Origin of the sequence: Kurthia zopfii (genome assembly GCF_003143955.1) — a bacterium.
Lineage (GTDB): Bacteria > Bacillota > Bacilli > Bacillales_A > Planococcaceae > Kurthia > Kurthia zopfii.
Map to the genome: position 1 here is coordinate 12,241 of NZ_QFVS01000005.1, position 25,274 is coordinate 37,514.

Here is a 25,274-nt window from a genome sequence, read left to right on the forward strand (position 1 = left end):
TTTATTTAAGGAACACTTGGGCAATTGTTTCGTTCACATATGTAAAGTACGGGAGGTAATGAAATTTGCACATGATTAAAAATAGCCTGATTTTGCTCGCGGTATTATTGATCGTTTTCTGGATTTTCACGAGTTATTTATTGAAGCGAGGAGAAGCGCCTGTTGCGGATGGTTCGACTAACTACGCGATCGTTCTAGGTGCAAAAGTGAATAAAGGTGCAGTCCCTTCAAGGGCATTGAAATACCGTTTAGATGCTGCCTATGATTATGCGGTGAAATATCCACATACACAATTAATACTATCAGGTGGGCAAGGTGATGACGAAGATGCGACAGAGTCATCTGTCATGAAGAAGTATTTAATGGATCGAGGGCTATCCGAGTTCCAATTGATTGAGGAAAATGAATCAACGTCGACTTTCACAAATATAAAATATTCGATGAAAAGCATACCGCTGACAGAGAAAAAAGTAACGATTATTTCGAATGATTTCCATTTAGCGCGTGCGCAAATGATTGCAGATTATTTCCACTTGGAGGCAGATGTTGTAGCTGCGCCAACTCCGAAAATAATCGAATTCAAAGTGCGAGTTCGTGAGAGATTTGGATTAATCGCTCAAAAAATCGTATTATGGTTCAAATAAAAAAAGTCGACTTCAATTAAAACTGAAGTCGACTTTTTATTAGTTTTCTAGGAATTCCGTAATTTGTTTACGGTATTTCGCTAATGATGATGAAGATACTTCATAGTATTCAGCAACATCTTTTACTTTAGATAATCCACCTTCTGGAAGATTATCCGTAGCTTGTGCAGCAAGAATCGCACTAGCAGCAACTGTTTCTGGTTTTTTAGCTTTAACTGCTTCAGTAGATAAGAAGTCATTAAGCTTCGTTAAGAAAGTAGTAGCGTCTAAGTTGAATTCAGCAACATATTTGTTTACTGCTGCGATTACTTCGTCATTATATGAAAGTTCTTCAGAAGCAGGTTGTGCCTCTTTAGCAACAGGAGCTTCTTCAACTTTAGCTGTTTCAGCGGCTACAGGAATTTCTTCTTCGCCTTCTGGAGTAGCTAATGCAGAGTGTGCAAATGTTTTGTACAGTTCAAATGAGTCTGTAACACCAGATTTAAGTAGTGTAAGAATTTCATCTTTCGCTGGTTCATCTGTTTTCGGAATGAATAATGAAGAACTCTTCACTAGTAAACCGTTTTCGCCTTGGCGTGAATCAGGTAATGCGATCCCGAAAATCCATTCTCCAGGAGTGTTACCTTCTGCAGTACCAGCGATTTGGTATGTTTCGTTGTTTACTAAATCTAAAATCGTAATTTGTTGCGCATCATACGATTCTACATGAGCAAGAATGAAACGTGGGTTTTGCCAGTTTTCAATGATTTCTTTTACTTGAGAACGCATATTTGATTCTGCTTCTTTAGCAATATATTCTTGCCAATGAGCAGCTTCGTCAATGTATACGAAAGTTTCGATATTGATTGCGTTGATTAAGAAGTCTGGGAAAACTTTACCAAGTTCAGCGAAGAATTTTTGGTAACGCTGATTAATTTGGGGATTTGCCGCAGGATTCACTTCTTGGATGAAAGAACGCTCAATACGATTTAATTCATCTGTAATTAATTGTTGAACATTGCCATCAGCATTTTTGCCGTGACACTTTTTATATTTTTTTCCACTACCACAATGGCATGGATCATTTCGACCTATCAATGTCGAGCACCTCACTTTAAAAATTAGACATAGAAATAGATTAGCATAAATCAGAGGAAAATATAAGTTATCAGTGCTTATTTTCGTTATTTGAGAGTATTTGGTAACGAATTCGTTGCAATTATGCAAAAAATCATCAATAATATAATAAAGTATTTCGAATTTCGAAAAGTTAGAATTGGGGGATTATTCAATGATTACATTTAACGAATATCAATATTCAAGACCGGATATAGAGGGTATTAAAAATGAGCTAACAGCATTAATCGAAAAATTCAATGGCGCAGCATCGGTTGAAGAACAATCAGCTGTCATTGATGAAGTAAATAAAATTAGAAATCATTATTCAACGATGGGGAATTTAGTATATATTCGTGCTTCAATTGATACGAATGATACATATTACCGCGAAGAACGTGAATTTTTAGATGAGAATGGACCAATCATCGAAGATATCGAAACAGAATATTATAAAGCGTTAACTTCTTCTAAATTCCGTAAAGAACTAGAAGAGAAGTATGGCACGCAATTATTTGATTTAGCAGATAACCAAATCAAAGGCTTTTCTTCTGAACTAATCGAATTAATGCAAAAAGAAAATAAATTAACTTCAGAATACTCACAATTAGTAGCTTCAGCTGAAATTGAGTTCCAAGGTGAAGTTTACACAGTTGCGCAATTAGGACCTTTCGTTGAATCAAAGGATCGCGCAGTTCGTAAAGAAGCGACAGAAGCTCGTTTTAATTTCTATGCGAAGCACGAAGCAGATTTTGACCGTATTTATGATGAATTAGTAAAAGTACGCCATGAACAAGCAGTGAAAATGGGCTACAAAAACTATGTTGAGCTAGGTTATATTCACATGAATCGTGTAGATTATGATGCTTCAATGGTCAAAGGTTACCGCGATCAAATCCGCGACGTGATTGTACCGTATGCGACTGAATTACGTGAGCGCCAAGCAAAACGTATCGGCGTAGACAAGTTACGTTTCTATGATGAAGGTTTCATCTATTCAACAGGGAACGCAACGCCAAAAGGTGATCCTGAGTGGATTGAGGCGCAAGGTGCTCGAATGTACAAAGAGCTATCTCCTCAAACGAATGAATTCTACAAGTTCATGCAAGATCGTGACTTAATGGATTTAGTCGCTAAAAAAGGGAAAGAAGGCGGCGGTTATTGTACTTTCATCGAAGATTACAATTCACCGTATATTTTCTCAAACTTCAATGGCACATCAGGTGATATTGATGTATTAACGCATGAAGCTGGTCACGCATTCCAAGTATATTCTAGCCGCAATATCGGTATTCCAGAATACTTATGGCCGACTTATGAATCAGCTGAAATTCATTCAATGAGTATGGAATTCTTTACATGGCCTTGGATGGAACTATTCTTCAAAGAAGATACCGAGAAGTATAAGTTCTCACATTTAGCAGAAGGGCTACTATTCCTGCCGTACGGTGTAGCAGTGGATGAGTTCCAACATGTTGTTTATGAAAATCCAGAATTAACACCAGCAGAGCGTAAAGCTGCTTGGAAAGAAATCGAAGCGAAATATTTACCGCATCGTGATTACGACGGCCATGACTATTTAGAAGGTGGCGCTTTCTGGCAACGCCAAGCCCATATTTATGCGAGTCCATTCTATTATATTGACTACACATTAGCTCAAGTTTGCGCATTCCAATTTTGGAAACGCTCTAGAGAGAATCATGAAGCAGCTTGGAAAGACTATCTTCACCTATGTTCACTTGGTGGTTCGATGTCATTTACGAAGCTAGTAGCTGAGGCTAACTTAACTTCACCATTTGAAGAAGGTTGTTTAGAAGATGTACTAACTTCGATCAAAGCGTACTTAGATCAAGTTGCTGACGACCAATTATAAGAATAGAAATAGCCATTCTCTAAGTGGATGGCTATTTTTATTTCATAAAGTTTGGAAATAGCATATAATAATGTACATGAATGGAGTGATGATGTTTGACAAAAAAGGTATGGTTCCAAGCGAGTATTGGAATTTTAATTTTACTTTTAATTACGAAGTATTTTATTGAAATTAAACATATTTTCTACCCACTAGCGGTTATTTTAAGTGCGATTTTCACACCGTTATTAATTGGTGGGGTACTATTTTATATTACAGAGCCTCTACAGAGATTTTTAGAGAAAAGAAAGTTCCCGCGTTGGGCGAGTATTTCTTCAATTCTTGCCATTTTAATTGGAGCAATTACGGTTTTCATTTCGTTTATTTGGCCGATGATTTCGGTACAATTGAATAACTTTATTCAAGCCTTCCCTGGATTGATGAATGAATTTTCGAAATGGACGAAATACGTATTGGAACATCGTGATAACTTGCCAGACCAAGTACAGGATGCAATCAGCTCAGCAATTAACTCGGTGAAAGAATATGCGATTTTAACGAGTAAGTTTTTAGTAGATGTTATTTCTGCCATTGTTTCTTGGGCGTTCGTCCTAATCTTAATTCCATTCTTCTTCATCTATATGTTGAAGGATCATGAGAAATTTGCGCCACGTATTTACAATCTATTCACAGGGAACCGTCGTGAATGGGTGAAGAAAACAATTAAAGACGTGAATGATGTTCTTAAAAACTATATTCAAGGTCAAATTTTAATTAGTTTCTTATTAGCGACAATCATGTTCATTGGTTATTTAATTATTGGCATTGATTATGCATTACTATTAGTAATTTTCGCGTTCTTCATGAATATTATTCCATTCATCGGGCCGTGGATTGCCTTTATACCAGCGCTAATTATTGGATTTTTAGATAGTCCGATGACAGCACTTTGGGTATGTGTCGTAACACTTGTTGCGCAGCAAATTGATAGTAATTTAATTACACCGAATGTCATGGGTAAAACATTAGATATTCACCCACTAACAGTTATTACGATTATTTTAGCTGCAGGTAATATCGCTGGATTCTTAGGGATTCTACTAGGTGTACCGTTCTATGCAGTCATCAAAGTCATCGTGAAAAATGTATATGAACGAAGACAGGCGATTCAAAAAGCCGTCACAAAAGAAATATAATAAAACTGCTAGTAATGTTATACTGATAAGAACCGATTTTAAAGGAGCTTACTATGCTAACATTTGAACAAAAGAAAGAAATCATTGGTCGTTTTTCAGAGCTTACTGAAAAATCGATTTCAATGAAACGTGTAAACTATCACTTCGAAGGAAGTCAGTTTGAGAAAACAATAGTCGTGGAAAAATTACATCCGAACGGTAATGGTTTTGTTTATGTAGGCGATTTATTAGCGTATAATGCTGATGATCGTGGACTTGTAAACATTCGTGATTTTTCAGAGCAGGAATTAATTGCTGTGATTGAAGATGCTATTATGTACCTTTCTGAAGTAGACGAGCCAAAAGCTGAAGTTGTTATTGAAGAAAGCTGGAGAAATGCTAGCAATGATCAATTACTTCTTGTGGAAGAAGATCCATATTGGAATGTATACCATGCATTTAATTTGGAAGAAAGCTTCGGTACGAAAGAAGATGCAGAAGCATATCTTCGTGAAGAAGGATTCAAAAAATCTAAATAATCACGTTTGAGGTGATTCTATGTCAGGTAAAAAAGTAACCATCGCAATTGTAGGTATTACCATCATGTCAGTCATAGCAATTTACATCTCATTACAACTATTTTATGCAAAAAGCTAGTTCATTGACGAACTAGCTTTTTTCTTATATAATTATCTTGAATTCGAGATAATTATATCGAGGAGGTTTTTTAAAATGGAACATGTATTTATTAAAGGTTCAAATGAACAAGCACCGACGTTATTACTTTTACATGGTACAGGTGGAAACGAGAAGGATTTGCTTGGTTTAGGTAGAGAGATTGATGCAGAGGCTTCATTACTAGGCGTGCGAGGTAGCGAGTCTGAAAATGGCATGCCGCGTTTTTTCAAACGTCTAGGAATGGGTGTCTTTGATTTAGATAATTTAACATTACGTACGAAGGAATTAGCAGATTTCATTGATGAAGCTGCGAAAGAGCATGGCTTTGATCGTCAAAATGTAATCGTAGTTGGTTATTCGAATGGCGCAAATATTGCTGCGAACTTCTTCTTTGAAATCGGAAAAATTGTCAAAGGTGCTATCTTGCATCATCCAATGATTCCGAGAAATGATGTTGAAATTCCTGATTTAACTGGATTGAAAGTATGGATTGGTGCAGGCGAGAATGATCAAATGTGTCCAATTGATCAATCACAAGGTTTAAAAGCACATTTAGAAAACGCCGGATCAGCAGTTGAGATGTATTGGCATCAACATGGTCATCAATTGACGATGGATGAAGTTGCTTCAGCGAAAAAATGGTACACGACGAATTTTAAATAATGAGTAGAGGCTATCCTTCATGGGTAGTCTTTTTTGTTTTCAAAAATATGTAAATGGGTATATTTTGAATAGGTTGTTATGAAATGAATAAAGAAAATGAAAGATACATATATTAAGTCACTTTAAAATTTAGTGGTGAGAGAAACGAAGGAGGACAGATCAAATGAACTTTTCTTTAGAATGGATTCCGTTGTTAATGGGGATTGTTTTATTTTTCGTTGGCATTCTATTTTTTAGAAAAAAAGGCTTAAAAACAAATGATTAATAAAACTATAACAATTAAATTGTTTAATAACATATGTCGCGGGGAATGATAGGTAAATATTGGAATGGAAGTAAGCTGATTGAATAAAAAAAGTCCAAAAATCGCTGCAGGAATTTTCTTATTAGGTACAGTCATTGCGCCAATAATGGCAAGTGCAGAAACGAATGAGTTAAACGAAGTAGAAACATTAGAGGCATTAACTGAAAAGCCGACTGAAGAGCTTGTCATTCCTTTATTGAAGGATAAAGTAGATGAGTCATCAGAGACAAATTTACAAAGTTCAGAAGCTGTAAAACCAGAAGCAACAACAGGAGCGAATGATTTGTAGCAGTATGATGGTTCGATTGATCCTCTAGATCCAATTGGTCCAGGTGAAGGAACTGGTGCAACGACATTATTCGGCGGTCTACTAGCGTTAATGGGTTCACTATTCTTCTTACGTAAAAAAGGTATGCAACTTTTAACAGTTGCATACCTTTTATTTATTTCTTCTTAAATGGTAACCACCAGTTCCAATCGCCGAATAATTTCATAAGACTTGGAACGAGTAGTAAACGAATAATCGTTGCATCAATGGCGATTGCTATGGCAATACCGACACCGATTTGCTTCACAGGCATAATATCTGTGAAAGCGAATGAACCTGTTAAAACAATCATAATCAACGCCGCTGAAGTAATGATTTTACTCGTTTGCGTGAGCCCATCAATTGTCGCTTTCGTATTATTACCTTCTTTTAAATATTCTTCTTGTATGCGTGAGATTAGAAATACTTCATAATCCATACTCAAACCGAATACGAGGCAGAAAGTGATAACTGGGATAATTAAGACGATTGTGCCAGCTTCTAAACCAAAATGTCCATATTGGAATACATAGACGAGCAAACCAAATGCGGAAGTTAGTCCGATAATATTCATCAAAATTGCTTTCAGAGGAATTAAAATCGAACGGAATGCAATGAGTAAAATAATGAACGTCGAAATGACAATGATTAATAATGCTTTGACAATTTGATCCTTGATTTCATCGAAGATTTCTTGGTTATATTTTGGTGAGCCTGCTAATTTGAAATTCTCAGAAGACCAATCACGCGCCCACTGCTGAGCTTTTGCAGAATCACCCGCAACATTTAAAGTAATTGGCATCATCAACTGGTCTTTATGAATAAAAGCATTTTGAGCAGTTGTGAATGTCTTTTTCATTTGTGGCAATTGGCTTGCTTGATTCCATTCTTTAACCGATTTCAAATCAGTCGCTGAAAACTGCGTTTGAACATCTTTTACGAGTGGGTCTTTTTCTAATGACTTTTGTAATTTAAGAATTTCTTCTCGACCATCATCATTTTTCCAACCACCATCTCTTTCGACTAGTGCATAGGCAGTTGTTTCTTGTCCTAATTTGAACTCATCATCTAATTTTTCATAGGCTGATCGAGCATCGAAGGTTTTTGGTAATGCATCAATTTGTGGAATGGTTAGCTTAATATCTTTAATCGGAATCATCATTGCGCCTAAAATAATGAAGGAAGCGATGACGACAATGATAGGTCTTTTCATAACGAAAGTAGCGAAAGCATGCCATCGTGACGTAGCTGATGGTTTTACGCGAATCAGCGTCCACTTGTTGATTCGGTCACCTAGTAGCATTAAAACGGCTGGTGATAGCGTTAAAGCCGTAATAACCGCAAAGAATACGACAATCGACCCACCGAGTGCGATGTTTTGGAACAACTCTACTTTAATGACGCTCATCGCACCTAATCCAATCATGACGCAAATCGCGGAGAAGATGATCGATTTACCTGCTGTTTGAATGGCAATTTGAATCGATTGCTCAATAGATTTCGTCATTCTTTCTTCCTTGTATCTATTGATTAATAGAAGTGAAAAGTCGATACTAAGCGCTAATCCAAGCATTGGGATAATGTTCAAAATATAGATTGAGAGTGATACAGAATCGCCAATGAGTGAGATGACGAAGAATGTTGTAATTATTGTCGCAACACCAATTAAAATAGGAAGTACAGCCGCGACAACAGAACCGAAAGCGAGTAACAGAACGACCAATGCAATTGGTAAGCCTATCATTTCTGCCTGCATTAAATCGGTTTGACTAGCAGCATTCATATCTTTAGAAATGACAGGACCACCCGTGTAGTCGACTCCTTTCATATCTTCTGTTAACGTGCGTAAGTTTCCTACAATTGGACTTAAATCTTGATCCGTATCATTAAAATTTAATACGGCATAAGAGAGTCTTGGTGAATATTGCTTTTTATTGTCGAGAGGAGATTGAATGGAATCGATCGACTTTTCATTTTTCTCGATTTTTTCAAGAGCTTTTTTAATCGTGGCATCAGAGTTTTTGTCGAATACGACGAGTATGGAATCTGTCGGTACATCGAAATTTTTATTCAGTTGTGCCATAACTTCTTGATGTTCAGCGTTTACTTTAAAACCATCGCCTTTTAAGTATTCGGGGATTTTAATCGCAAAGAATGAACCGACTATAATGAGGACGACCCAAAAAGCGACTAATGCTTTTGCGTGCTTTGTGATGAATTGTGAATAACGAGCCATGTTTGCCCACCTTTCTGAAACGTACTGCTATGTCTAGTGTACTGAATAATAAGATATTTTCATACAAAAAAACGATGAGCATTTAAGCTCATCGTTTCTATTATAAGAATAGGTTGAAAAATAAGAAGATCAAAGCACCCACTGCTGCAGAAATTGGTAAAGTAATAATCCAAGTGATGACAATGTTACGTGCCACACCCCAGTTAACACCTTTCACATTTTGCGCAGCGCCAACACCCATAATTGAAGAAGAAATTACGTGGGTTGTCGATACTGGTAAGTGAATTTGAGTTGCGCCGAAAATAATCATTGCTGAAGATACATCAGCCGCAACCCCATTTACTGGACGGATTTTCATAATCTTACCACCAACAGTTTTGATGATTTTGTATCCACCGATTGAAGTACCAAGTCCCATTGCTGTAGCAGCTGCAATACGAACCCACATCGGAACACCGGCATCTGCCGATAAGTAACCACCAGCCATTAAAGCCATTGCGATAATACCCATCGATTTTTGAGCATCGTTCGTACCGTGTGTGAATGATTGAAGTGCCGCAGTGAAAATTTGTACGCGGCGGAAACCTTTATTTGAACGATAAAGATTCATGTTTTTAAAGAGAACTTTGAACAGTGACATCATTAGGAAACCTATGATGATTGCGATAAATGGTGAGAATAATAAGGCTTTGATGATTTTTGTAAAACCTTCAAAGTTAATAACACCAAGTCCGCCAGCGACAATCGCCGCACCTGCAAGAGAACCAATTAACGCATGTGAAGAACTAGATGGGATACCGAAGTACCATGTAGCTAAGTTCCAAATAATAGCTGAAAGTAAAGCTGCAAGAATGATGACAACGCCATTTTCTAGGGCAAATGGGTCTACAATGTCTTTTGCGATTGCCGTAGCAACGCCGGTGAAAGTAATCGCACCGATAAAGTTCATTATAGCGGCCATTGCGACAGCCACTCTAGGCGGTAAAGCACGTGTAGAAACGGCTGTGGCAATGGCATTTGCCGTATCATGGAAACCGTTGATGAAATCAAAAGAAAGTGCAGCAATAACAACTAATACGGTTAATAGAAAGACAGTATCCATTTATTATGACAACTCCTATGCGTTTCGCATGATAATTGTATCCATCGTATTGGCTACGTTTTGACAGTAGTCGGCAACCTCTTCAAGTTGTTCATAAATATCTTTGAATTGGATGATGCGGATTGGATCTTTTTCATGTAAGAATAATTGTTTAATTGATGTACGTAATACTTCATCACATTTACGTTCGTAATCTTTAATTAAAATCGCGTGATCACGCATATTTAAAAGTTTACGATTTAATAAATGCTTCATAGCAGCGACAATTTCATCTGTACTTAATGTGATGAATTTTAAGAAATCACGCATATAATCATCAACTTCAGTTAATGAGAACATTTCGAAGTGGGCGATACAACCTTCGATGCCATCAATAATGTCATCCATGCGAACAGCAAGCTCAAGGATATCCTCACGCTCGATTGGTGTCATAAATGATTTGTTTAACATTTGAATTAATTCATGAATTAATTTGTCACCATCAGTTTCGTATTTTTTTAAAGTAACACTAAGCTCTTTCAAGTCAACGATGCTAGTGATTTTGAAATCTTGTGCATAGTGAGCTGACTTATTAATATTCTCGGCAATTTTGTATAATGCAGCGAAGAATGGGTCTTCTTTTTTTGAGCTAAACATGTGAATCCTCCTATAGATTATCTAGATCAACCATGTATATTTTTTTGAACGCAACTATAATAATAGCAAAAATGACCGTATATCTACATAAAAAAAACTTTGAAAGTAAACAATCTTTACAATCTTGTAACATACAAAAACAGGAATTCTCAATTACTTGTTCAAGTTCATCTATTTATATAGGAAGAAAGCGTATTCTTGTGTGTAAATGAGAAAACGTACCGTTCAAAAATTAGACATTTTCCAAAGCTTTTTTCGAAGATTTCGAGAAAAGGAAGGAATAATCTCATTCAAGATGCATTTAGTCTTACTTCAAACAGATGAAAGGACAAGAACTTGAGAAAACGGTATCATAGAAGTGTAACAAATCAAATTTTTATGTATATAAGAAACGGAGATGAATATCTTGGAATATCGTATTGAACATGATTCCATGGGTGAAATCAAAGTACCTGCAAATAGTAAATGGGGCGCTCAAACGCAACGAAGCACACAAAACTTCCGTATCGGTTCGGATCATATGCCAATCGACTTTATTCATGGCTATGCAATTTTAAAAAAATCGGTGGCAAAAGTAAGTGTAGAACTTGGTACTTTATCAGCAATTAAAGCAGAGGCAATTGCCCATGCTGCTGACGAAATCGTAGAAGGAAAATGGGACGATCAATTTCCACTAGTCATCTATCAAACTGGTTCTGGTACACAAACAAATATGAACGTAAATGAAGTCATCGCTCATTTAGGGAATGAATATTTAGAAGCTAAAGGCTCTGAAGAACGTCTACACCCGAACGATGATGTCAATAAATCTCAATCTTCAAATGATTCATTCCCTACAGCAATGCATATCGCAACTTGCATCGCAGTAGAACGTAATTTAGTGCCTGCTTTACAACAAATTAAAGCAACATTAAAAGCGAAATCAGAAGAATTCATGCAGTTAATCAAAATCGGTCGTACGCATTTACAAGATGCGACACCATTAACTTTAGGTCAAGAAATTAGCGGCTGGTTATACATGATCGAAGCGTCTGAAAAAATGATTAAAGAATCTGCATTGAATATGCGTGAACTAGCAATCGGTGGTACAGCGGTTGGTACTGGTCTAAATACACCAGATGGTTTTGATGAAAAAGTAGTAGCTGAAATTTCTAAAGAGACTGGACTAGAATTTATTCCATCTCCAAACAAATTCCATGCATTAACTTCTCATGATCAAATTACAACTACACATGGTGCAATGAAAGCTTTAGCAGCAGATTTAATGAAGATCGCTAATGATGTTCGTTGGTTAGCTTCAGGTCCACGTTCTGGTTTTGGCGAAATTTCAATTCCTGAAAATGAACCTGGTTCTTCAATCATGCCAGGTAAAGTAAACCCAACACAATGTGAAGCCGTTACGATGGTAGCAGTACAAGTAATGGGTAATGATACAACAATCGGTTTTGCTGCATCACAAGGTAACTTCGAATTGAATGTATTCAAACCAATTATCTTACACAACTTCATGCAATCAGTTGAACTATTAGCAGATGTGATTCGCAGTTTCAATGAACATTGTTTAGTAGGCATTACAGCAAATGAAGATAAATTAGAACATTTCTTAAACAACTCTCTAATGTTAGTAACAGCTCTTAACCCTTATATCGGTTATGAAAATGCAGCTAAGATTGCGAAAAACGCTCATAAAAAAGGTCTTACATTAAAAGAATCTGCACTTGAATCAGGCCTTTTAACAGAAGAACAATTTAATGAGTGGGTTGTTCCAAGCAAAATGATCAAATTTTAAAACATAGTAAAAATCCCTCTACACATGTACATGCTGTAGAGGGATTTTTCATTTGAAAAACTATTTACTTTGTTGCAGAGCCGCACTTTTCTGAGCAAGAGTAGTGTTTGTTAAGAACATCATATAACGGATGAATACGAATGAAGTAACCGCCATTGAGATGAATACTTCAACATCTACAATAATATTAAAGTACGGAATATTTAATAAATCATTCGCTAAGCTCGCAGCAATCGCAGTAATTACTAATGGGAAAGTAAAGGCCGCAAAACTTGGGTAGAATGATAAGCTCACGATATTTTTCAAGAAATATAAAGCGATTAAATAAAGCAATTGGCTTATGATTAATACAACTACAATAAAACCGTGATTTGGATTTGCAGCAATTGATAAGAATCCTGCAAGGAATAAAGATGTTGGAGCAGTTAAAATCGTTAATAAAGGTAGTGTAGGTTGTTCATCATATTTTGTACGGAATACGCGATATAACATAAGTGGTACAAGCACAAAGTAGTTAATAATACATAGCACTAAAAATACTTTTCCGACGAATAGATTGAAGTTTGGTGATGTAAAAGCGATAACACCAATGCCAATATATGTGATGAACCAGCTTGGGTATAAGCTTTGAATTGTTAGATCACGTTTAATTACGAATTGATAAGTGAAATAACCCATAAAGGCTAAATGTAGGGCAATCGCTAAATACCACAGAATCGTTGAAAAAGTAACAAGTGATTCGAAGTGGTGTAAATAAGCGGCGATGCCGAAAAGTGACATTGTAAATGTTGGGGAAACGGAAGCAATCATCGGGTTTTTAAAGTCATTTTTAATTGCTTCAAAATCGGTAATTACTCGGATTGATAATAGAATGATAAGGAAAATACCACCCCAGACAAGTACAGCTCCAAAATTATTTAGATTTTCATGAATCATAAAGTTACCAAGAGAAACGATTGCTAAAATTAAGCCGGCCATTGGAATAGGAATTTTTTTAATGAATGTCATTATGACCATCTCTTTTCTTATTTGATAATGTTATTATAAAATGAAATCTATTATAATAAAAATAAATCATTAGTATCATTACTATTACGAAATATAATAATACGGAGGCGAGCTATATGTTTCAACGGTTTGAAATATTTATGAAAGCATATAATATACGAAATTTTTCTGAAGTTGCGAATCAATTATTCATCTCTCAACCGACTGTTTCCGTCCAATTGAAGAAATTGGAGGAGCAATTGAAAATCACTTTATTTGTTAGACAAGGGCCGAAACAAGTCGTGCCAACAGAAGAAGCAGATTTCTTATATAGCCAACTTTTAACTTTGCAAGATGAATGGGATTTTATGTTGGAGCAGTTGCAACATGTGAAAGTAAAAGGGGAGAAATGTGTCATCGCTTGCTCGAATACTTGTGCAACAAATTTTCTACCAAAAATTTTCGAGCAAATTCAATCTTGCTTTCCAACGATTATTTTTGAAATCAAACAGGTGAATTCGGATGAAGTAGTGGAGTTAATGGATCAACATGAAGCGGATATTGGTTTTATCGAAAAACCACTCGTTCATGACTCATTCAACCGCTTTGCTATTTTCGAAGATCATCTTGTGTTAGCTGGTGCTGATGATGCGAAGCAATGGTTAATGCGTGAAGAAGAATCAGGCATTTACTATTATAATAAGCGCTTCATCGAAGAACAGAATATTCATCTGCCGATCTTAAAAGTGAATTCAAATACGGTCATTGTCGAATTATTAAGAGCAGGGATTGGGAAGACGATTTTATCGAGGGAATCACTCGGTGATGCATTGGATTATGATGTAGAACTAGGTTATCGTAGATATTTCTACTGTGTGACGAGAAAGCATCCGGACAATAGCGAGATTAATCGATTGAATAAATATATTGAAGAACAGTTTTCTTTAGAATAACCAAAAGGACTTCAGCAGCACTGAAGTCCTTTTGGTTATTTATTTTTACGTTTGAATAAGATCGTTCCAACGACAAGAAGTAATAAAATGAATTGACCAGCAATCGTTTCCCAAGTTGGATAGAAACCAATCTGTGGATAAACTGGTAAACCAGATATTACGCTCGTACTCATGCGATCTGTTAATTGTAATGTGTGGATACTCACACCGATAATTTTAAAGGCAAGGACATAAATTAAGACAGTCGCAACTGCGAAGAAGCGATGTACAGGGATTTTATCACTTACTTTTAATAAGACAAATGCGACAACTGCTAGAATGACAACAGCGATGGCAATCCCTAATGCAAACTGACTTGTCGACATTTTAGGCGCGATTCCTGCATAGAAGATGAGTGTTTCAGCACCTTCTCTGAAAACAGATAGGAAACTGATGGCAGCCATTGCCCAAACCGATTGTTTCGACATAGCGTGGTTCATTTGTTTTGAGATGTAAGCATTCCAAGATTTGACGCTTGATTTACTATGCATCCAAATACCGACACCGATCATCATAGCAGCAGCGGCTAGACCGATGTAACCTTCAATCATTTCACGGCTTGAAGCGACTGTATCTGAGTTGAAGAATGTCGACATAAGAATCGCAGCAATTGCACTTAAACCAATACCTACACCAGCTCCGATATAAATCCACTTCGCCATATGTTCTTGTTCAGATTTTTTAAGGAAAGCAACTAATGCAAGGATGATTAATAATGCTTCAAGACCTTCACGTAATAGGATCAGTGCAGCATCCCACATCGTATAGTTTTGATCACCTTGTACTAATTGAATCTGTTGTTTAAAGTCTTTCAATTGTTTTTGAATGGCTTCAACTTTAACTGAATCCTTCATTAAATCACTTGCAATAACGGGCATATTTCCTTCGATACTTGAGTAAAGTGAAGCGTTCTTTGTACTAATATCACTCTCAACGTTTGGCCAAATCGTAATGAATTTTTTAATGTTTGCAGAAGCATCTGCATATTTTTCATCATCGATATTTTGGTTCGCTTCATCAATTAATTCGATTAATGAATCAAGAGAATAGCCTTTTTTGACAGTTCCAACTTCCTTCCCATTTGAGAAGTCTACAACACCTTGTTTAAGTGTTTTGAACGTATCATCTAATGTGTTGAAATTCGGTTTGTCATTCGCAAGTTCCATTCGTAAAAATGACATTTGAACTTCGATATGACCGTAAGCGCCCATATCAAATTTACGGATTGGTTTTTCGTTTAAAGTCCAAAAACGGTTGAATTCAGTATAAGCTTCTAATGCTTTTTCAGAATCCTTCATTTTAAGGCCAGCTTCTAGTTTATTTAAACCAGGTGTCATCGTTTTTAAAAAGGCAGCTCGTTCCGCTTTCTCATCAACAGGATTTTCATCTTTTTCTAAATTAGAAATAGATTTTGAAAGTTCTGTAAGAGCGCTTAGACGACTGTCGTGACCTCTGGCTTCTTCCACATTCGTTAAAGCATCATTGACCGCATCAACTGCAGGTGTACTTTTACGTTTAGAATCTTGCCAATCTTTTTTGAAAGTAAATACAGCTTCGTCTACTTTATTTTGATCATCTTTTTTGGAATTCATAATTGCATCACTGATTGAGATGTAGAAGTGGCTGTAATCATTAGCGGGTGCGGCTGATACAGGACGAGCTACTGTCATTAAAACAAGTGAGACAATTAATAATAGAGAACTAAAGCGTGCTAAATAATGCTTCACCTATAAAACTTCCTTTTTTTACACCCGGGAAGCAAGCAAATACTGCGCTACCTCTATGAGTGATGTATTCGTTCATTTTGTCCATGCGACCTAAGCTATTTTGAATTTCGATAAATTGTTTCGGATCTTTTTGGAATGAGATGAATAATAACCCTGCATCATGTGCGCCAGTTGAATCAATGACACCTGAGGCATATGAGAATGAACGACGTAATAAACGAGATTTAACGGATTTCGCTAAAAATACGTGTGAAGTGTCAGGCACGACTAGCTCGCCTTTTTCATCTTTACGATCGATTTCCATTGCGTCGAATTCGCCAGTTTTTCCGATTGGCGCTCCACTATCACGATGACGACCAAAAGTAGCTTCTTGTTCATCAAGAGCAGTACGATCCCAAGTTTCTAAATGCATTTGGATACGACGAGCGATTAAATAAGAACCGCCAACTAGCCAAGATTTCGTCTCGCTAGATTGAGCGAAAACAACTTTATCTGCATCTGCTTGACCACGAGGGTTTTCAGTGCCGTCTTTGAATGCGAATAAGTTACGTGGTGTACCAGGTTTCCCATCCGTCATTGGTACAGCATTGAATCCTGCTTGTGACCATTTCATTGTGACTCTGCCTGAAGCGATCCGAACTAAATTGCGAATCGCATGGAAAGCAACTTGCGCATCATCCGCACATGCTTGAATACAAATATCCCCATGAGAATAATTTTCCTCAATTTGATCTTTAGGGAAGTGTGGGAGATTTTTTAATTCAGCTGGTTTTTTATCACCGAAATCAAATTTTTTGAAAAGAGAAGGTCCTACACCAAAAGTTAAAGTTAAGTTTTGAGCGTCCATACCTTTTGCTTCACCTGTATCTGGAGGAGGCACCATGTCATTTGTTTGAGCGGCGATTTTCTCACCATTCATTAATTTTACAGCGGCTGGTGTCCAATCTTTAAAAAGCTTTTGAAGTTCCTCTTTCGTTTTGACTAGTACAGTTAATGAGGCAAAGTAAATATTTGATTGCGCAGGAGTTGTAATCCCAGGCTGATTTTTGCCATAGAAATTAACTTTATTTTTTGCTGTAGAATCGTCATCTTCAGCAACGAAATCTTTACCAAAAGTTGATAAGATTCCGCCCATGCCAGAAGCGCCGATAGCTATACCAGCGGCGCCAATTCCTGTCATTTTGAGCATGTTACGACGTGAGACTTTTTTGTCCATTACGCCATTTTTCTTTTCTTCGGTCATCTAAATCACTCCATGATTGTTCCCATTTGAGCTAATGGTGTGCCAAGTTGATTTACGGCTTCAGATAGAGCTTTTGTATCAGCTTTTGTCAGTTTAGTATAAGATACATAACCGCCATCTTTCGTTTCGTATTTTGCTAATAAATCATTTACATTTTTGAATTTCTCAGTAAGATCTTTTGCTAATGCGGGATCTTTTTCTTTAATAGAATCTTCTAGAATCGTAAAGATTTTTTCTGCACCTTCAATATTGGCTTTGAAATCATATAGGTCAGTATGAGAATATATTTCTTCTTCTCCTGAAATTTTAGAAGTTGATACTTCGTTAAGTAAATCGACAGCGCCGTTTAACATTAACTTAGGATTTACTTCAACTGTTTCTACACGCGCACGTAACTCTTTTGAATCAGCAAGAAGTTGATCTGCCACTTTTTCGTAGCCTTTAGTAGTTTTCTTCACCCAAAGTGCATACTCAAGTTTATGATAACCAGACCATTCTTCTTCACCTTTACCTTCGTCTTTAACATCTGCTAAACGAGCATCAATACGAGGGTCTAGGTCGCCAAAGCTTTCAGCGATTGGTTCAGAGCGTTCAAAGAACATACGAGCTTTAGGATAGATTTCTTTTGCTTTTTCCATATCCCCAGCTTTAAAAGCAGTTACGAATGCTTCAGTTTCTGTAGTGAATTGATCAAGTTGATCCATTGCGAATTCTTTGTAAGCTGCAACTTCTTTCTCTAATTTCACTTCATCTTTTTTAGAAGTTTGCTCCGATTTTGGAGTCGTGTCTTCTTTTTTAGACTCATCTGAATTACCGCAAGCTGCTGTTAATACTGAACCAGCTAATAGAATAGCTGCTAAGATTGATTTTGATTTCATTATGATCCTTCTTTCTGAAAAGGTTAGTTGATACTTGTAATGATAATCATTATCAATTGAAAGGTCAATAGGAGATGTCGAAATCGCATATTTTTTTACAGTTTTATTCAGGTTTCTTACAAAGTGTATCACGAATAAATCGGTAAAAATAGAGTTTGGATGTCGACAATTGTATGACTCTTTCCTATTATAAGTATTCCTTTAATTCATTTTCTAAAAATGGTTTCGCATTTAAAAATTGCGTGAAAGCATGATAACGGTCTTTCTGTTCTGGAGAAGGTTGTTTTCCTGTTTTGTAAGCTCGAATTAATATGTTTTTCGGTGTATTTTCCATGTCGATGAATTCTAATAACTGTGCATCATATCCGACAAGTTGGAGAATTTCCGCGCGAATTGAATCTGTTGCAAGTGCAGCGAATCGTTCTTTTACTAAACCATGTTGAAGCATGATGTCCAATAGTGAAGCTTCCAGTTGTCGATTCAGCTCATGTTGGCAACAAGGAACGCTTAAAATAACTTGTGCATTCCATTTCACTGCACGAGAGAGAGCCATGTCTGTAGCGACGTCACATGCGTGTAGTGTTACGACCATATCTACAGCTGATTCTTCGTTGTAATCATTAATGTCACCGACTAAAAATTCAAGTTGATCATAATTCAAATCTTTCGCAATTTGGGCGCAATGTTCGATGACTTCTTTTTTCAAATCAAGGCCAGTGACACGAATATCTAAGCCTTTCATTACTTTTAAATAATGATATAACGCAAAAGTTAAGTATGATTTACCTGAACCGAAGTCGAGAATACGGATTGTACGGTCTTTTGGTAAATAGTCTAATGAGTCATCAATGAATTCGATGAAACGATTTATTTGTTTAAATTTATCGTACTTTTGTTTTTTCACTTTACCATCTTCGCTTTGAACACCTAAGCGGATTAGGAATGGATGCGCAACGTCGGGATCTAGTAAATATTGTTTTTTACGATTATGCGATAAGTTCGCTGTTTTGACTGCTGCATTTTTAGTTGATTTAAAAAGAACTTTATTCTTTTTAGATAATTGGATTTGAATTGATTCTGTCGAGAAATCACCTTGTAATTGACGGAAGTCTTCGAAGAATGTCGCTAGTTTTTCAGCAATATTTTCTAGCGGAATGTTTTCGTGTTTTAAAATACGTTCAAATTGGTATTCCACTTGAATATGATATGCACCTTTTAATTCGATTGGTTTTAGTTTTATTCTTTTTAAGTCATTTGATTTCATACGAGGTTGACTAATTGTTGCTTGGATTAGTTGGCGATCTAAAAGTCGCTCCGTTATCTGGTCTAACATTTCTTGATATTCCATAAAAAAACTCCTTCATTTTCACGTTTTAAACTAGAGTTAGTTTATCACATTTTAGAAATGAAGGAGTGAGCGGCGAACCGTTATTTTTTAGGTTGTAAGTAAGTTAATGTTTTGCCTGTCCAGCCGAATAAAATCGTCAAGATTGGCGATAATAAACAGAAGAAAGCAAACATGAAGTATTCAGTAGTAGGAACCGCAAGAACAGTTGTGATGAAAATACCACATACGCTCCAAGGTACGAGTGGGTTTACGACTGTACCGGCATCCTCTACAACGCGAGCTAAGTTTTTATTATGAAGCCCGACTTTTTTGAATTGATCTTGGAAAGCTTCACTAGTTAATAAAATCGATAAGTATTGCTCACCGATTAAAGTGTTAATACCGATCGCTGTACCGGCAGCACCTGTAATAACAGAACCTGTGCTACGGAAAATATGTTCAACTTTCAATAAAATCGCTTGTACGATCCCAAGAGTGAATAGTAAGCCGCCCATTGATAATGCTAGAAGAACAAGTACGATTGTCGGGAACATACTAGCAAGGCCTCCACGTGTTAGTAATTTGTCGATATCTACAACGCCAGTAGTTGAGACGAATCCTTCAAATAAGATTTTTACAACATCAGCGAAAGCGTAACTATGAATCATTAATCCAATTGCGACTGCTACGAATGAAGTAATTGCTAAAGTAGGAATTGCAGGTACTTTTTTAATCGCCATAACTACTAATAGTAGAAGTGGAATTAATGAGTACCAATGGATTAAACCAGTGCTATTTAATGCTGTTTGGAATGTTTCGATTGCATCTGTTTGCTTTAATTCTTTGCTTGGAGACAAGATGGCGAACAGAATTGTTGAGATGACAAGCGCTGGAATTGTTGTCCAAGACATATTTTTAATATGATCGAATAAATCGACTTGCATAATGGATGAAGATAAATTCGTCGTATCTGATAATGGTGACATTTTATCACCGAAGAATGCACCGGATACAATTGCACCAGCTGTAATCGCTAATGAAATATCCATCGCAGAAGCCATTCCGATGAAGGCAACGCCGACTGTAGCTGTAGTCGTAAGTGAACTACCAACCGCAACACCTACAAGTGACGCGATTAAAAACACAACCGCAAAGAAATAATGAGGTGTAATTGTTTCAAAACCATAGTAGATTAATGTGGGGATTGTACCACCCATCATTAATGCACTAATTAAAATACCGATGAAGAAGAAAATGAAGATTGCTCCAAGTCCAGCTTTTGAGCCTTCCATCATCCCGGTTTCTAAATCTTTAAAACTTACTTTTTTTATAAGTCCATAAAATAATAAGATTAAGATGGAGAAAAGGATTGGTATATGTGGTGGAGCATCAAATTTCATAATCATTAAGCTCATTGTTGCGATGATTAAAACAATCATAAATAGAGCTTCTATAATAGAAGGAGCGATTTTCGCTTGAATTCTAAACATAATGTACCTCCGTTAAATTAGTGTGCTAAATACTTTTTTGCTTCAACGCATTGAAGTTACCTAAATACTAACGACATTATGCTAGTTAGTCAATAGTTATTAACTAAATTGTATGAGGAAAATAGTAAATAGTTTATTTTTCGAGAAAAAAGTAAAAAGAAGTCATGCATTTTAAGTCATTCTATGTTATTCTTTACGTACCAATTTAACCCATAAAAGTATTTTTTATATACTGCAATAAAGGTTTGGATAGGTGTCATCACAGGATTAGTTATTGTAAAATTCAGTGAATAGAGAAGATAAGGGGGAAGAGAAATGTCGGAAAATACGTATCAATTAATCGCGATCATTATTTATATGATTGCTATGCTGGCAATCGGCTGGTATGCATTTAGAAAAACATCTAATTTAACAGATTATATGTTAGGTGGCCGTTCTTTAGGACCTGCTGTTACCGCATTAAGTGCTGGTGCTGCAGATATGTCTGGATGGTTATTAATGGGGTTACCAGGAGCTGTATTCGCTTCAGGTTTAGTAGAAGGTTGGATCGCAGTAGGTTTAACACTAGGGGCTTACTTTAACTGGCGTTTAGTAGCACCAAGATTACGTGTGTACACACAAATTTCAAGCAATTCAATTACAATTCCAAGTTATTTAGACAGTCGTCTAAAAGATAACTCAAAACTACTACGAATTGTATCTGGAATTATTATTTTAGTATTCTTTACTTTCTATGTTTCATCAGGGATGGTATCTGGTGGCGTATTCTTTGAAAGTTCATTTGGTTATAGCTATCATACAGGTTTATTAATCGTTACAGCAGTAGTTGTAGCATATACATTATTCGGTGGATTCTTAGCCGTAAGTTATACAGATTTTTTACAAGGGTTGATCATGTTCTTAGCATTACTTGTTGTGCCAATCGCAGGATTATTCTTAACTGGCGGAATTGGTGAGACAGTTGAATCAATCAAAGAAGTAAACCCAGACCACTTAAGCTTCTTCGCAACAGCGACAGTAGCGGGTGTTGTATCTTCACTTGCATGGGGATTAGGTTACTTCGGTCAGCCACATATTATCGTACGTTTCATGGCGATTAGTAGCGTGAAAGAGACCAAATCAGCTCGTCGTATCGGAATCGGTTGGATGTTCTTAAGTTTATTTGGTGCAGTTTGTACAGCATTAGTAGGGGTAGCTTATTATCAGCAACAAGGGTTAGAACTAAAGAATCCTGAAACCGTATTCATCTCTTTAGGTCAGATTTTATTCCATCCTTTAGTAGCGGGTATTATGTTAGCTGCAATTTTAGCTGCGGTTATGAGTACGATTTCTTCACAATTAATCGTTACTTCATCTGCACTAGTTGAAGATATTTATAAATCAGTATTTAATAAAAATGCTTCAGACAAGCACTATGTATTAATGGGAAGATTAGCGGTATTAGCCGTATCATTATTCGCATTATGGGTAGCTTGGAATCAAAACAGTACAATTCTTACATTAGTAGCATTCGCATGGGCTGGTTTTGGTTCTGCATTTGGTCCAGTTATTCTTCTGTCATTATATTGGAAAAAGTTAACGAACTGGGGCGCATTAGCGGGGATGGCATCTGGTGCAATTGTAGCTTACGTATGGGGTTCTGTGAAAACACTCCACGATGCACTTTATGAAATCGTACCAGGATTTGCGACAGGCCTAATAGTAGCGATTGTCGTAAGTTTAATTACGTATAAATTTAATGCTGAAATTGAAAAAGAGTATGATGAAACATTGGAAACACTAGAAAGAGAAAAATAGGGTAATAACCTATAACGGCCTGTAGACTTTAATAGAGCTACAGGCTTTTTCACAAATAAGGGGTGGCATAAATGTTTGAATTAGATCATGTTGTTTATTTCACAAAAAGAAGTCCAGAAGAAGTAGTGGAGAAAGTCGAAATTGAAAAAGTTCATCCAGTAATTGGTGGACAGCATTTGCAATGGGGAACGCATAATGCATTATTTTATACAAAGTCGAGTTATATTGAATGGCTTTCAATAGAAGATTTAGAAAAAGCGAGACATACGAATCATCCATTAATTAAACAATTACTTTATGATGTGGACGATCGCGATGGATTTGCTTCTATTTGTTTACGTTCTGACAACTTGGAGCAAATGGATAAGTATTTTTCAAAAATGGGCTACAAAACGAGTGGCGTATTACCGTCTGAACGAAAGACGGCGGATGGTGAAGTTATTCGTTGGAAGATGTTATTCATCGATCAAAAAGTAGATGAAAGTTTGCCTTATCCTTTTTTCATTGAATGGGAGAAGGATACGGAAGAACGTTATAGCGCTTTACGTGAAAGTGGTGCTGTGAAAGAAGCAAATGAAGAACTAACAATTAATAAATGTAAATTCCACGTACATGATGTGGAGAAGAAGCTAACGCAATGGTCAAGATTACTATCACTACCTTTCAAAGACAATCAGTTGAAGCTTTCGAATACGAAGTTCGAATTTATCGAATCGAATGATGAGAAAGAACGTCTACAAACGGTGGAAGTAGTGAAGTCTTGGACAATTGAGTAGCGATATGATAGGATTACCTTAATTAATAGGACGGGGGGCTTTCGAAATGATTATTCGTATTCGACACAATGATGAAAAAATTAAATAACCCATCATTAACGGCGGAATACGTCTTCTATTATTTTGAGAGCCATTTTTTATAAAGGAGAGAGTAGACCTATGTTTGCTCTGTCCTTTTTTCTATGGAATTTTTAGGGATGTCTTTTGTCGAATGGTGAATTAAAGGAGGAAGTATTTTGGACGAATTATTAGAAAAAGCAATATTAGTAGGGGTAAATGTAAAACATGACCCTCATTTTGACTATTCAATTGAAGAATTAGGAAATTTAGCAGAAGCGTTAAATGTAGAAGTTGTTGGTACGATTACGCAAAATCTAGACCGCGTAACAGCGTCACATTATATAGGAACTGGTAAAACAGAAGAAGTGAAAAATCTATATGCAGCAATGGATGCAAATTTAGTCATTTTTGATGCGGAATTATCACCTGCTCAAATTCGTAATTTAGAAGAAGGTTTAGATTGTAAAATTATTGACCGCACGATGTTAATTTTAGATATTTTCGCAAGAAGAGCTAAAACGAAGGAAGCACAAATGCAAGTGGAGATTGCGCAGCTGCAATATATGTTACCGAGACTTGTCGGTATGTATAATTCATTATCACGTCAAGGTGGTGGCACGGGCGGCGGTTTTGCCAACCGTGGTGCTGGTGAGACGAAACTAGAATTAGATCGTCGTAAAATCGAAGAACAAATTACGAAAATTCGTCGCGATTTAGAAGCGATTAAAGATCAACGTGAGACACAGCGTAAACAACGTCGTAAAAACAGTGTGCCGGTCGTATCATTAGTTGGTTATACGAATGCTGGTAAATCGACAATCATGAATCAATTATTGGCGAAGACAAGTGACGAGGAGCATAAACAGGTTTTTGAAAAAGATATGTTATTCGCGACGCTTGAAACATCTGTAAGACAGATTGACCTTGAAGATAATAAAAACTTCCTATTAACAGATACAGTTGGATTTGTTAGTAAACTACCTCACCATCTTGTGAAGGCATTCCGCTCTACATTGGAAGAAGCGCGAGATGCAGATTTATTACTTCATGTTGTAGACGCTTCAAATGAAGATCGCGATTATATGATGGAAGTAACGAATAAAACGTTACAAGACGTCGGTGTGAAAGAAGTTCCTACTATATATGTATACAATAAATCAGACCGAGCAGACGCCCCGTATCCACATGTGAATAATAATAGCATTTGGATTTCCGCAAAAGAGGGTGCAGGTCTAGATGAATTACTTGAAATGATCAAAAAAGAAGTATTCGATGATTATGAGTTATTAGAAATGTGCATTCCTTATGAGCGCGGCGATTTAGTTTCATTTTTAAATGAAAAAGCAGCGATTAAAGAGACGAAATATGAAGAAGAAGGCACATATGTGAGAGCAGAAGTGAAGCTTGAGCATAAACAAAAAATCGAAGAATTTATCGTTTAAAAATTATGTTAGAAGTATTCTATTGCAGGGTATGTTATAGAATGCTTCTTTTTTATTTTGTCTGGTATGTATTT

The 25,274-nt window shown here is 36.5% G+C and carries 21 protein-coding genes; 11 read left to right on the forward strand and 10 right to left on the reverse strand.

The genetic code is table 11. The features are described from left to right. Nucleotides 1-71 precede the first annotated feature (71 nt). On the forward strand, nt 72-644 hold the full coding sequence (locus DF281_RS03115; protein WP_240605505.1) for a YdcF family protein: 573 nt from the start codon (nt 72-74) through the stop codon (nt 642-644). 39 nt (nt 645-683) lie between these two features. Here the strand turns inward: DF281_RS03115 and DF281_RS03120 are convergent, their stop codons facing one another. After that, nucleotides 684-1,721 (reverse strand): YecA family protein, encoded by a 1,038-nt coding sequence (locus tag DF281_RS03120; protein WP_178075284.1) that lies wholly within the window; start codon nt 1,719-1,721, stop codon nt 684-686. Nucleotides 1,722-1,914: 193 nt separating this feature from the next. Here DF281_RS03120 and DF281_RS03125 point away from each other — a divergent pair, with 193 nt between their 5' ends. From DF281_RS03125 to DF281_RS03145, 5 genes are all read left to right on the forward strand, one after another. Beyond that, complete coding sequence (locus tag DF281_RS03125) at nt 1,915-3,612, forward strand: M3 family oligoendopeptidase (protein ID WP_109348789.1); 1,698 nt, start codon at nt 1,915-1,917, stop codon at nt 3,610-3,612. A 95-nt stretch (nt 3,613-3,707) separates the two neighbouring features. Next, nucleotides 3,708-4,787, forward strand: coding sequence for an AI-2E family transporter (locus DF281_RS03130; protein WP_109348790.1), 1,080 nt, complete (start codon nt 3,708-3,710; stop codon nt 4,785-4,787). A 53-nt stretch (nt 4,788-4,840) separates the two neighbouring features. Further along, the gene (locus DF281_RS03135) at nt 4,841-5,305 is read left to right on the forward strand and encodes a hypothetical protein (protein WP_109348791.1); all 465 of its coding nucleotides are present in this window, start codon (nt 4,841-4,843) and stop codon (nt 5,303-5,305) included. Nucleotides 5,306-5,498: 193 nt separating this feature from the next. Beyond that, nucleotides 5,499-6,107, forward strand: coding sequence for an alpha/beta hydrolase (locus DF281_RS03140; RefSeq protein WP_109348792.1), 609 nt, complete (start codon nt 5,499-5,501; stop codon nt 6,105-6,107). 344 nt (nt 6,108-6,451) lie between these two features. Next, complete coding sequence (locus DF281_RS03145) at nt 6,452-6,700, forward strand: hypothetical protein (protein ID WP_109348793.1); 249 nt, start codon at nt 6,452-6,454, stop codon at nt 6,698-6,700. A 154-nt stretch (nt 6,701-6,854) separates the two neighbouring features. On the opposite strand, the gene DF281_RS03150 is transcribed toward DF281_RS03145, so the two are convergent. The 3 genes from DF281_RS03150 to DF281_RS03160 form a co-directional block, all read right to left on the reverse strand. Continuing rightward, nucleotides 6,855-8,954: an MMPL family transporter gene (locus DF281_RS03150; RefSeq protein WP_109348794.1), complete on the reverse strand. Its 2,100-nt coding sequence runs from the start codon at nt 8,952-8,954 to the stop codon at nt 6,855-6,857. 100 nt (nt 8,955-9,054) lie between these two features. Next, nucleotides 9,055-10,056, reverse strand: coding sequence for an inorganic phosphate transporter (locus tag DF281_RS03155; RefSeq protein WP_109348795.1), 1,002 nt, complete (start codon nt 10,054-10,056; stop codon nt 9,055-9,057). A gap of 15 nt (nt 10,057-10,071) precedes the next feature. Beyond that, a complete protein-coding gene (locus tag DF281_RS03160; protein ID WP_109348796.1) occupies nt 10,072-10,692 on the reverse strand; it encodes a DUF47 domain-containing protein in 621 nt (206 codons plus the stop codon). Between the two features lie 406 nt (nt 10,693-11,098). Here DF281_RS03160 and fumC point away from each other — a divergent pair, with 406 nt between their 5' ends. Further along, entirely contained in the window at nt 11,099-12,481 is a 1,383-nt protein-coding gene (gene fumC / locus DF281_RS03165; RefSeq protein WP_109348797.1) for a class II fumarate hydratase, read from the forward strand. 60 nt (nt 12,482-12,541) lie between these two features. Here fumC and DF281_RS03170 read toward each other — a convergent pair whose 3' ends face one another. Beyond that, the gene (locus DF281_RS03170) at nt 12,542-13,489 is read right to left on the reverse strand and encodes a TDT family transporter (RefSeq protein ID WP_166636054.1); all 948 of its coding nucleotides are present in this window, start codon (nt 13,487-13,489) and stop codon (nt 12,542-12,544) included. A gap of 116 nt (nt 13,490-13,605) precedes the next feature. Here DF281_RS03170 and DF281_RS03175 point away from each other — a divergent pair, with 116 nt between their 5' ends. Beyond that, nucleotides 13,606-14,421, forward strand: coding sequence for a LysR family transcriptional regulator (locus tag DF281_RS03175; protein WP_109348799.1), 816 nt, complete (start codon nt 13,606-13,608; stop codon nt 14,419-14,421). Nucleotides 14,422-14,456: 35 nt separating this feature from the next. Here the strand turns inward: DF281_RS03175 and DF281_RS03180 are convergent, their stop codons facing one another. The 5 genes from DF281_RS03180 to nhaC all read right to left on the reverse strand — a co-directional run bounded on the left by DF281_RS03180 (nt 14,457) and on the right by nhaC (nt 21,125). Beyond that, entirely contained in the window at nt 14,457-16,187 is a 1,731-nt protein-coding gene (locus DF281_RS03180; RefSeq protein WP_109348800.1) for an FTR1 family iron permease, read from the reverse strand. Further along, on the reverse strand, nt 16,162-17,430 hold the full coding sequence (gene efeB, locus DF281_RS03185; RefSeq protein WP_109348801.1) for an iron uptake transporter deferrochelatase/peroxidase subunit: 1,269 nt from the start codon (nt 17,428-17,430) through the stop codon (nt 16,162-16,164). The genes DF281_RS03180 and efeB overlap by 26 nt, the downstream gene beginning before the upstream one ends. Nucleotides 17,431-17,435: 5 nt before the next feature. Further along, complete coding sequence (gene efeO / locus DF281_RS03190) at nt 17,436-18,308, reverse strand: iron uptake system protein EfeO (protein WP_109348802.1); 873 nt, start codon at nt 18,306-18,308, stop codon at nt 17,436-17,438. 187 nt (nt 18,309-18,495) lie between these two features. Next, nucleotides 18,496-19,656, reverse strand: a complete 1,161-nt coding sequence (locus DF281_RS03195) for a class I SAM-dependent methyltransferase (RefSeq protein ID WP_109348803.1) — start codon at nt 19,654-19,656, stop codon at nt 18,496-18,498. An 80-nt stretch (nt 19,657-19,736) separates the two neighbouring features. Then, a complete protein-coding gene (gene nhaC, locus DF281_RS03200) occupies nt 19,737-21,125 on the reverse strand; it encodes a Na+/H+ antiporter NhaC (protein ID WP_109348804.1) in 1,389 nt (462 codons plus the stop codon). A 315-nt stretch (nt 21,126-21,440) separates the two neighbouring features. Here nhaC and putP point away from each other — a divergent pair, with 315 nt between their 5' ends. The 3 genes from putP to hflX all read left to right on the forward strand — a co-directional run bounded on the left by putP (nt 21,441) and on the right by hflX (nt 25,200). Then, nucleotides 21,441-22,922: a sodium/proline symporter PutP gene (gene putP, locus DF281_RS03205; protein WP_109348805.1), complete on the forward strand. Its 1,482-nt coding sequence runs from the start codon at nt 21,441-21,443 to the stop codon at nt 22,920-22,922. A gap of 71 nt (nt 22,923-22,993) precedes the next feature. Beyond that, entirely contained in the window at nt 22,994-23,698 is a 705-nt protein-coding gene (locus DF281_RS03210; RefSeq protein ID WP_109348806.1) for a VOC family protein, read from the forward strand. A 236-nt stretch (nt 23,699-23,934) separates the two neighbouring features. Continuing rightward, nucleotides 23,935-25,200 (forward strand): GTPase HflX, encoded by a 1,266-nt coding sequence (gene hflX / locus DF281_RS03215; protein ID WP_109348807.1) that lies wholly within the window; start codon nt 23,935-23,937, stop codon nt 25,198-25,200. Nucleotides 25,201-25,274 lie beyond the last annotated feature (74 nt).